Source organism: Winogradskyella endarachnes (assembly GCF_009741275.1).
In the GTDB taxonomy this organism is placed as follows: Bacteria; Bacteroidota; Bacteroidia; order Flavobacteriales; family Flavobacteriaceae; genus Winogradskyella; species Winogradskyella endarachnes.
In genome coordinates, this window is sequence record NZ_WOWS01000050.1 from 1 (window position 1) to 255 (window position 255).

Sequence of the window (255 nt, forward strand, 5' to 3'; positions counted from 1 at the left end):
TTGGGTCTAAAGAAATTTGAACGTTGTTTTCTTCTTCATTTACACCTTTAACAGGTACTTTTTTACTTTCAAAACCTTCTTTGATTACTTCTAGTTCGGTGTCTTTATCACATTCTACTATAAATTCGGCAATACCTTCTTCATTAGTTGTTTTAGATACAACTTTGTTTCCTTGGTCATCAAATAAAGCTATAGCTGCACCACTAATTGGCTCACGTGTCTTATCATCTAAAACCGTTGCTGTAATAAGCACAT

General features: G+C 33.3%; 1 protein-coding gene. It reads right to left on the reverse strand.

Annotated features, from left to right (window positions below):
- A partial coding sequence (locus GN138_RS16385) for a carboxypeptidase regulatory-like domain-containing protein (protein WP_197429371.1) occupies positions 1-255 on the reverse strand: 255 nt, incomplete at both ends.